Annotated in this window: 7 protein-coding genes and 2 pseudogenes; 4 read left to right on the top strand and 5 right to left on the bottom strand. The window is 51.3% G+C overall.

The annotated features are described in order from the left end of the window. Nucleotides 1–92 (top strand): annotated as a pseudogene (locus GOB86_RS13930) (IS5/IS1182 family transposase); the annotation flags it as partial. Here the strand turns inward: GOB86_RS13930 and GOB86_RS13925 are convergent. From GOB86_RS13925 to GOB86_RS13915, 3 genes are all read right to left on the bottom strand, one after another. Continuing rightward, the gene (locus tag GOB86_RS13925) at nt 69–299 is read right to left on the bottom strand and encodes a MucR family transcriptional regulator (protein WP_242012693.1); all 231 of its coding nucleotides are present in this window, start codon (nt 297–299) and stop codon (nt 69–71) included. The pseudogene GOB86_RS13930 and the gene GOB86_RS13925 sit on opposite strands and share 24 nt — an antisense overlap. A 76-nt stretch (nt 300–375) precedes the next feature. Beyond that, a complete protein-coding gene (locus tag GOB86_RS13920) occupies nt 376–1,128 on the bottom strand; it encodes a DNA/RNA non-specific endonuclease (RefSeq protein WP_061498587.1) in 753 nt (250 codons plus the stop codon). Nucleotides 1,129–1,640: 512 nt separating this feature from the next. Continuing rightward, nucleotides 1,641–2,728 (bottom strand): IS3 family transposase gene (locus GOB86_RS13915; protein ID WP_165993196.1). Its coding sequence is split into 2 segments (ribosomal slippage): nt 1,641–2,467 and nt 2,467–2,728, totalling 1,089 coding nucleotides; the frame shifts between segments, so codons are not numbered across the junction. A 172-nt stretch (nt 2,729–2,900) separates the two neighbouring features. Here GOB86_RS13915 and GOB86_RS13910 point away from each other — a divergent pair. Beyond that, a complete protein-coding gene (locus GOB86_RS13910; RefSeq protein WP_165993193.1) occupies nt 2,901–3,275 on the top strand; it encodes a cobalamin biosynthesis protein in 375 nt (124 codons plus the stop codon). After that, nucleotides 3,276–4,034 (top strand): precorrin-4 C(11)-methyltransferase, encoded by a 759-nt coding sequence (gene cobM, locus GOB86_RS13905; RefSeq protein ID WP_124295534.1) that lies wholly within the window; start codon nt 3,276–3,278, stop codon nt 4,032–4,034. A 4-nt stretch (nt 4,035–4,038) separates the two neighbouring features. Here cobM and GOB86_RS13900 read toward each other — a convergent pair whose 3' ends face one another. Both GOB86_RS13900 and GOB86_RS13895 read right to left on the bottom strand, forming a co-directional pair. Then, the gene (locus tag GOB86_RS13900) at nt 4,039–5,112 is read right to left on the bottom strand and encodes a cobalt-precorrin-5B (C(1))-methyltransferase (protein WP_165993191.1); all 1,074 of its coding nucleotides are present in this window, start codon (nt 5,110–5,112) and stop codon (nt 4,039–4,041) included. Between the two features lie 101 nt (nt 5,113–5,213). Beyond that, nucleotides 5,214–6,569 carry an MFS transporter gene (locus tag GOB86_RS13895; protein ID WP_003625962.1) on the bottom strand — a complete coding sequence of 452 codons (1,356 nt, stop codon included), beginning with the start codon at nt 6,567–6,569 and terminating at the stop codon, nt 5,214–5,216. Between the two features lie 719 nt (nt 6,570–7,288). Between GOB86_RS13895 and GOB86_RS13890 the strand changes: the two are divergent. After that, nucleotides 7,289–8,328 (top strand): annotated as a pseudogene (locus GOB86_RS13890) (IS110 family RNA-guided transposase). Nucleotides 8,329–8,769 lie beyond the last annotated feature (441 nt).

Below are 8,769 nucleotides of genomic sequence, written 5' to 3'. Positions count from 1 at the left end.
TGAAGGACTACGAACAGCGGATCGACGTCGCAGAGGCCATGATCCACATCGCCATGGGAAGCCTCATGCTACGCCGAAACGCTCATCCGTGAATTTCCAAAAGGGCTCTTAATGGGCACAGCAGGCCCTAACTCTTTATCATCACTTACGTCCATTTCAACGCCCGCAAGAGCACGATAAATCTGTTGTATCAGTAAAGGTACATCTGAAAATGGTATGGTATTTCCAGACAAATAAGCAACGACAATATCACAGGTCAAATGATGCAAATAATTATCTTCGTGTTTATTATGTTCCATAATTCTTCAGATCCTTTGGAATATCATTGATTGAAACGGTTGATTCCATAACGAAATCCAGCAGCTTTAAATCCGATTAAGGTGCGGGCAACTTCCATGCTTGCGCCTTAATCTGCGCTGACACTCCTGGAAACGGGTCAATCCCGACATTCCGTATGAGCGTTGCTACTGTAACCTGCGTGCAGTGTGGATGCTGTTGCGCGTTTTTACACACATATGCAGATGCTTTGTTCTTGCTGGGAGAATAGACTGCTTTCCACGTTGAGGACGGCACGTACACGCGGTCATGCCCCATAGTCTGAATAGGGCGCAAATGAAAAGCAGGGCCTGTCACCACATACAGCTCTCCTTCATCATCTGCCATATCACGCACACGTCGTTCCACACGTGACCAGATGCCTTCATTCAGACTGGCTGTCTGAGGCACCACATTTGAGAGTGCGTAAGTCTCTGCCTGGGATGCTTCTGTAGGTTGGTCACCACTCGGTGCCATATGTCCACGATCATAAATGGAGTTATAATAGTCCTGTAAATCCGCGCTGCCCGCAAACCGAGTGTCTGCATAAAAATGGCCTGCCCTTTTTAGCCTTTCTGCTGCCTCCACATCATCCGACCAGAGATGTTCGGCAGACCAGAGAGGGCCATGCGAAATAGAGGAAGCTAAGGCCGCATAGCCTTTGTTGCACAATAATTGAGTGCCTGGGCTTAGCTTGGAATTTATAATCTTTGGTAAATGGCTATTCGCCCCAAAATCGTTGCAGTTATCTTCTTCTGCATGAAGGGAGCCTGCGTAAAAGACGCAGAGAAATATCAAGGCTAGTCGTCTCATGAGAAGCTGATAACAGAATTAACACGAATTCCCTACCCTTCGACAAAGTCGAAATCCAGCATTCCTTTACGCGCCTTGAGATACTTCGGAAGATACACGCGTGTTTACCTGCAACACGTCCTTCAAATCTGCACCGCATGCTGATTATGACGCATCGAAGTTTGACCCTACTTGATACGGCTGGCGCTGGATGACGTTCAGAAGGCAACGCAAGTGTATTCTTCTGCGCACGCACCTGTCGAAAATATTTTCTACATATCAAAACATCATCTCGATTTTACATGCGAAATAATTATTCTGTTATAGAAATAGCGACCACTAGAATGTCAGTTTGCAATGAATTTCTGTCCGCGCGAAAGTTCTTTCTCATCTTTACGAACAGATTATTTCGGCTGATATAAAAGAGCATATGTACTATGGTTTCAAACTTGAACAATAAGGCTCACATCAGAATGTCGAGACATTGGTCATCAGGTAATCCCCCCATTTTTAGTGGGGTGCTGACTGAGAATTCAGGCAGCTCCTTTTAGTTTCTGGGCGGGTGTGAACCCACCGTTTCCCATGTTGGGTCTGTCATTGTTATATGTCCAGAGCCATTGTGTTGCGACCTCCTGTACGTCCTGGATGCTTTCAAACAGATGCTGCTCCAGCCATTCCTGCCGGACAGTCCTGTTGTAGCGTTCAATATAGGCGTTCTGCTGCGGATTGCCCGGTTGTGTATAGATCAGAGTAATCCCCTGCTTTTCGGCCCATGAAACCAACGTATGACTGACATATTCAGGGCCATTGTCCATTCGGATAGCCTCTGGCCTGCCACGCCACTCCATAACCTGCTCCAGACAGCGGACAACCCGACAGGCCGGCAGGGAAAAATCAACCTCAATCGCCAGTCCTTCACGATTGAAATCATCCAGAATGTTCAGGAGCCGAAAAGCACGTCCATCCAAAAGTCTGTCCGCCATGAAATCCATGGACCAGACTTCGTTGGGAAGTGCTGGGACCGACAGCTTTTCGGGCTTTTCGCGAACCAGGCGCCTGCGGGATTTAATCCGCAGGTTGAGTTCCAGTTCCCGATAGATCCGATAAACCCGCTTATGATTCCAGACACGTCCCTGCACATTGCGCAGATACAGGAAACACAGGCCAAATCCCCATCTCCTGTGAACCTGGGTCAGTCCCACCAGAAGAGCGGCAATCCTGTCGTTCTCCGCTGCCAGTCGCGGACGATAGCGAAAGCAGGTCTCGGATATCCCAAAAATCCGACAGGCCAGCGCAATGCTGACCCCATGATGCGCCACAGCTTGTGCGGCCAGTTCCCGGCGCTGGGCTGGCCGCTTCATTTTTTTCCAAGGGCTTCCTTCAGGATATCCGTCTGCATGCTCAAATCCGCATACATGCGCTTCAGCCGACGGTTCTCCTCTTCCAAAGCCTTCATCTGACTGATCATCGAAGCATCCATGCCGCCATATTTCGCGCGCCACCGGTAAAACGTGGCGTTGCTAATCCCATGCTCCCGGCACAGATCAGGAACCGGGACACCGCCCTCAGCCTGACGGATCACACCCATGATCTGGGCGTCAGTAAAGCGACCACTCTTCATCAGAATCTCCTCATCCTTACGCTGAGAAAATTCTCATTCAAAAGCCACTCTTTTTATGGGGGGATTACCTTACGCGTATTTCTGTATCCCGGTTAGAAAAAATAGGGTCTCTCCACGGTTTTCGTCCTGCCATGCCGGTAACACAGTGGGTCGCTCAGAAACCCGAGGCCTCATGATATTTCTTGGCTTAGGCTGGAACAGCAGGGCGACCTTGGCGCAGGCTCAGGCTTGTATTGAACCGACCTTGTCGCAACAGCTTGGTAAAGAATTGGTTGCTCTTGCTGTTCCGGCCTTTCGGCATACGGAAAACCTGCCATTACAGATGGCAAAATGGCTGGATGCCCGAATTATCTGGGTAGAACTTGCCGCCATGCGGCAGGTTAGTGCGCAATGCCAGACGGTATCAGCCCGTAGCATGCAACATACCGGAGTAGCTTCTGTATCTGAGGCTTGTGCATTGGTTGCGGCTGGCCCACAGGGCAAACTTATTGTACCGCGTTGCAGCATGAATGGTGTGACATGCGCCGTGGCAGAAGGAGACATTTGAATGACCGTGCATTTTATTGGGGCAGGCCCCGGAGCGGCTGATCTACTCACCATACGTGGGAGAGACATTTTGGCGTCCTGTCCGGTCTGTTTATATGCGGGGTCTATTGTGCCGCCGGAAATGCTGCAGTTTTGTCCGCCAGATGCGCGCAAGGTTGATACAGCCCCCATGACATTAGACGAGATTGAAGCCGAATACGTAAAGGCTCATCAGCAGGGGCAGGATGTGGCGCGCCTGCATTCGGGTGATCTTTCTGTGTACAGCGCTGTGGCTGAGCAAATCCGCCGCTTGGAAAAACACGGTATTCCGTGGAGCATGACACCGGGGGTGCCTGCATTTGCGGCAGCGGCTTCCATACTGGGGCAGGAACTTACCATTCCGGGTGTTGCGCAAAGTGTGGTGCTTACGCGCGTAAATGGGCGTGCTTCTGCCATGCCAGAAAAAGAAACACTGGCAGCTTTTGGCGCTACAGGGGCTACACTTGCTATTCATCTGGCAGTGCATGCGCTGGATAGAATTGTAGATGAACTGACTCCATTTTATGGGGCTGATTGCCCGGTTGCTATTGTGGCACGGGCAACATGGCCAGATCAGCTTGTACTGCGCGGAACACTTGCGAATATTGCCGACAAGCTGAAAGAAAACCCCATTGAGCGGACAGCTCTTGTGATTGTTGGTCGGGTATTGGGAGATAAGGATTTTAGGGAAAGCGCTTTGTATAATCCTGATTATCGGCGGCGTTTTCGCGGGCAGGACTAAGCTTTCAGGCTTGCCCAACCAGATTGCCTGCACGGTCAAACACCAGCACATCAGCTTGTATAGGGGCTGGCTGTAGAACCTCCTTAACGGTTTGTAAGGCGGAGCGGGCAATCAGATCCCCTAACGGAAAACCCTGTTGGCTTGCGTGCAAAAAGGCTTCCGCCACTGTGGGGCTACGCGCAATTGTGTCGGCTAGATCGGGTTTTCCATTATGTGCCAGAACAAGCTCTGCTAGCTGGCGCATATCTGCCGGGCCCCGTTTGGAATGCAGGTCCATAAAACCTTGGCCAAGTTTGGTCATTTTGGCGATGCCGCCAGATATTGTAATGCACGGAACGGGATGCTTGCGAAGGTATTTTAACAGGCCACCAGCAAAGTCCCCCATTTCAATAAGCGCGCTGTCTGGCAGGTTATAAAATTTCTGCACGCCCTTTTCGGAAACATTACCGGTGCTTCCTGCCAAGTGGGTAAGGCCTTCTGCACGCGCAACATCTACGCCCCGATGGATGCTCTCAATCCATGCGGAGCATGAAAAAGGCACTACAATTCCGGTTGTGCCCAGAATGGACAGACCGCCCAGAATGCCGAGCCGACTGTTTAATGTGCGTTCAGCCAGTTTTTCTCCATTTTCAACGCTGATACTTACCTCTGCATCTGGGCAGATCCCTGCGTTTGCTTCGGTTAAAGCCGCACGTATCATGGCGCGTGGGGTAGGGTTTATGGCGGGCTCCCCCACGGCTATGGGTAAGCCGGGGCGGGTGACTGTGCCTACGCCGGGACCAGCCTGAAACACAATTCCGCAACCAGTAGGCAAGGTTTTTACCGTTGCCCGAATAAGAGCCCCGTGCGTGATGTCCGGGTCATCCCCCGCATCTTTAATAACTTCCGCAAAAGGTGCATCTGGCGTGCCACCGGTACGGGCAATGGTAAAACCAACCTGTTGGCCAGCGGGAAGGGTAATGTTTACGCATGCTGGAACTGAATGGCCGTTTAGCATCAGCCATGCAGCCTTTGCTGCGGCTGTTGCGCAGCTACCTGTTGTCCAGCCTCGCCGGAGGGGGGGAGTGTTGGGTGCCATGCGGCATGATGTAATTCATCTGCGTGTTGCAGAACATAAAAAAAGCCCCATCCACTTCTGCATGGGGCCTTTGCCAGCTTTGCATATAAAGCAGAGCGTCTTCAGGATTGTTTGCTGAGGGAAAGTTCTTCAGCAATATCACCACGGGCAGCAGCTGCACGCTTCTGTTTTTCCCGTTCAGAGATCTTTTTCAGATAGCGGCGTGCTTCGGGTGAAATGGTCAGGCACATGGTCATCAGGGCAGAGGCGACATACAGACCAGAGAAGATCCAGATAATACCTTCAACACCACGCCAGGATTCAAACCACGTTACAATGGCCGGGCCAACCCATGTGCTGGCACCAGCGCCCAAACCAAGAGCGGAAAGAGCGGCGGCTTTTTCCTTCGGGCAAATCTGGGGCACCAAACCGGACAGCGGCACAAAAGCCGCCAGAGATGCGCCATACAAAGCACCCACAATAGCGGCAATCATAAAGTTGCCGGGGAACATCTGCGGCACATAATAGAAGGCAGGCACCATAATGGCTGCGCCAATGCCGCCACCAAAAGCCACAACTTCACGATGACCGAATTTGTCTGCGGAAATGCCGGAAAACAGATTTACCAGAATGTTGGACAGGAACACGATGGACAGCAGCTGCAGCCACTGAGAAAGCGTGAAGCCAATAACCTTGGTAAAGAAGGTTGGCATGATCACCAAGAACGCATACTCGGATGATGTGTTGATGGTGCGTACCACCATGGCCACAAACGTTTTGGGTTCGCGCCACAGAATACTGATGGAACTGAAGAAGATTTCCTTGGCCGGAGTGCCAGGTGCAGCCAGACGCTGAGATCCTGTGGGTTCACGAGTAAGCAGCAGGGCCAGCAGGCCGCCAAAGACAACCATACCCAGAGAAGACCAGAAAGTGGCCATTTCCCCAATAACGGGAATGGCAAAGCTGGCGAACAGAGAGCCCAGGGTAGGCAGGCCACCAGAAAAGGCAAACCAGAACCAACCCGCAGCAGAACCAAGCTGGCGAGGTGGTGTGGCAGCGGCAATCCATACCAGGAAGCCGTAAGTAAACAGCGGATATCCTAAGCCACGCAGGGAATATGCCAGCAGCATGATGGGGTAGCTGTTAACGGCAACACCGCAGGCCAGAAAGATAACTTCAAAAACGGCCCAGATAGCCAAGCCGATCCACATGACGCGCTTTGGGCCCCATAGATCAGACAGCGGGCCAGAAAGCCAGGCGGAGATGGAAACTGTAACGCCGTAAATGGTAAACAAAAGTGCGGTGTTACCGGCAGATGTACCATGCCCTTCCAGATAGGGGGCAAGGTAGCCGGCTTCTACACCATCACCAATCATGAAAAACAGAAGCCCCACAAAACCCCAGAACAGAGGTGCGGGAATTCCAAGACGATCTGCAAACGATGCAGGTGGAGGCGACAGAGGGTCTGTCTGTTTCAAGGGGAGATACTCCTCTTTACACAGGCAACCGTCATTTTGACGGGATATTCCACCGAAGTGCGGAATATGCTGGCTGACTGCAATTCTCCGGGTGATGCCAAATGGCCGTTCACTCCGGAATCTTGTGGAAAAATACGGTTCGGGAGAAGTCCGCGCCTGAATGGTGAAAGCCAATAGGGGCTTCTAACCATAAAAGCCTCAGGACATGTGTCTGAGGGAAAAAAGAGCGCAGCGGGTCTGCGGCACTATGCGATAGCTGGATGTATCTGCTTGCCAGATGGGGAAAAGAAAAAATCTGAGAGTAAACAGATTATGGTTTTATATTATCGCAATAATATAAAACGAACACCCATCTAAAGACCACAAGAAAACGAAACCATTTGATGATGTGGAAGAATTACAATTCTAAAGGAAAGGCCTCTCCTTATGCCAGTTGTCATAACATTGCCTTGATAATATTTTCTGATAAAATTTTCAACGGAAAAGTTTTACAATATATTACTTTTCTGAAATTATAATATGTGAAAATAAATATATAATTTTACAATAAAAACAAAATTACTTTTTTAAAATCAGAATTTATAAAAAAATTACTGATGTATTATTTTCTGAATTTATTTATATACAAACTTTTCCTTCTGTGATGGGGTGGACGGCTCCCAACGGCATCGCGATGTGCCAAGGTGAAGTCGTTGCAGAATTCACAGAGGAGGCCACCCATGGAACAAATTATCCGTATTGGCATGGACACGTCAAAAAGTGTTTTCCAATTGCACGGTGTAAACGCGAAGGAGCAGCCTGTTTTGCGCAGGAAGCTATCCCGCCGGGAGATGGTAAAGTTTTTTGAGAAACTGCCCCCGATTGAAATCGCGATTGAGGCCTGTGGCGCCTCCCATTACTGGGGGCGGGTGCTCTCGTGTCTGGGACACACAGTGAAGCTGATCGCGCCGCAGCTCGTGAAGCCTTATGTCAAGCGCGGGAAAAACGATGCCGCCGACGCGGAAGTCCTCTGTGAAGCGATGAGTCGGCCTACAATGCGGTTCGTCCCGCTCAAGAGCGAGGAAGAGCAGGCAGCGTTGATACTGATTGGAATGCGGGCACGACTTATCCGGAACCGCACACAGCTCGCCAATACGATCCGGGGATATGCTGCCGAGTTTGGGATCACGGCCCCAAAGGCATGTGCCGGATTGAGGCACTCCTTGATCGGATCGCTGCGGACGAAAGCCTGCCCACATTGACGCGCGAGTTGTTTGCCCTTCACGCAAAGGAATATGCTGAATTGCAAGGTGAAATCGAACAGCTTGAGGGCAAGGTGATGGCATGGCACCGCGCCAACGAATGCAGTCAGCGTCTTGCGAAAATTCCGGGCGTTGGCCCGATCGGCGCAGCGCTGCTGATGATGAAAACGCCTGATCCGCATCTGTTCAAATCGGGTCGAGCCTTTGCGGCCTGGATCGGATTGACGCCCAGGGATCACTCAACCGGTGGAAAAACAAGGCTTGGCAGAATCACACGCGCTGGCGATGAGGTCTTGCGAAGCACGCTGGTGGTTGGCGCGACCGCAGTCGTGTCGCATGCCCGGCGGACCAATGGGAAGAATGCCTCATCTTGGTTACGTGAATTGCTGGAGCGCAAAAAACCGAAACTCGCAGCGGTGGCCCTTGCCAATAAGATTGCGCGGATTGCCTGGAAACTGATGGTCAGCGGCGAACACTATAAGCGCCTTCTGCAGCAACCCGGCGCAGCTGCTGTTTGAGCTTAGCCTGGCACGATGCGCTGACATTTGACGCTCTCGTGCCGAGCTGAGGTCGTGGCTTGCAAGTAATAGAGCAGATGGTGTGATCGATCGATCCATGGCGTGAGAAAACCCGTGGCAACCAGTGGTCATCAAAGACCGCTTCTGTGTTTGGGGCTCACGCTGCGGAAGCCATCTTGGCCAGCGACCCTATGGCCGCATCAACAGGCCGGACATATGGAAGCAAAGATCCGATCATTTTCTTGCCTAGCCCCTTGCAAGGGGGAGCCGTCCACATATGGTTGCCGTCCGTTATGCAAGAGTTTTCTGACCCATATTGACGTGTGATCATGTGCGGTCTTCTGTAAGGCCTGTTGATGTGGCCTTTCAGAAGCCACTGGCCAGTATGGTGATCAGCGGATCAGATCCAAATCTCACAGGCGTGCTTTAAAGCACAGAGAA

This window comes from Acetobacter lambici, assembly GCF_011516885.1.
GTDB lineage: Bacteria > Pseudomonadota > Alphaproteobacteria > Acetobacterales > Acetobacteraceae > Acetobacter > Acetobacter lambici.
This window is presented reverse-complemented; position numbering and strand designations above follow the sequence as displayed.

Coding starts and splice junctions, on each gene's coding strand:
- GOB86_RS13925 (WP_242012693.1), bottom strand. CDS start 299: ATGGAACATAATAAACACGAAGATAATTATTTGCATCATTTGACCTGT.
- GOB86_RS13920 (WP_061498587.1), bottom strand. CDS start 1,128: ATGAGACGACTAGCCTTGATATTTCTCTGCGTCTTTTACGCAGGCTCC.
- GOB86_RS13910 (WP_165993193.1), top strand. CDS start 2,901: ATGATATTTCTTGGCTTAGGCTGGAACAGCAGGGCGACCTTGGCGCAG.
- cobM (WP_124295534.1), top strand. CDS start 3,276: ATGACCGTGCATTTTATTGGGGCAGGCCCCGGAGCGGCTGATCTACTC.
- GOB86_RS13900 (WP_165993191.1), bottom strand. CDS start 5,112: ATGGCACCCAACACTCCCCCCCTCCGGCGAGGCTGGACAACAGGTAGC.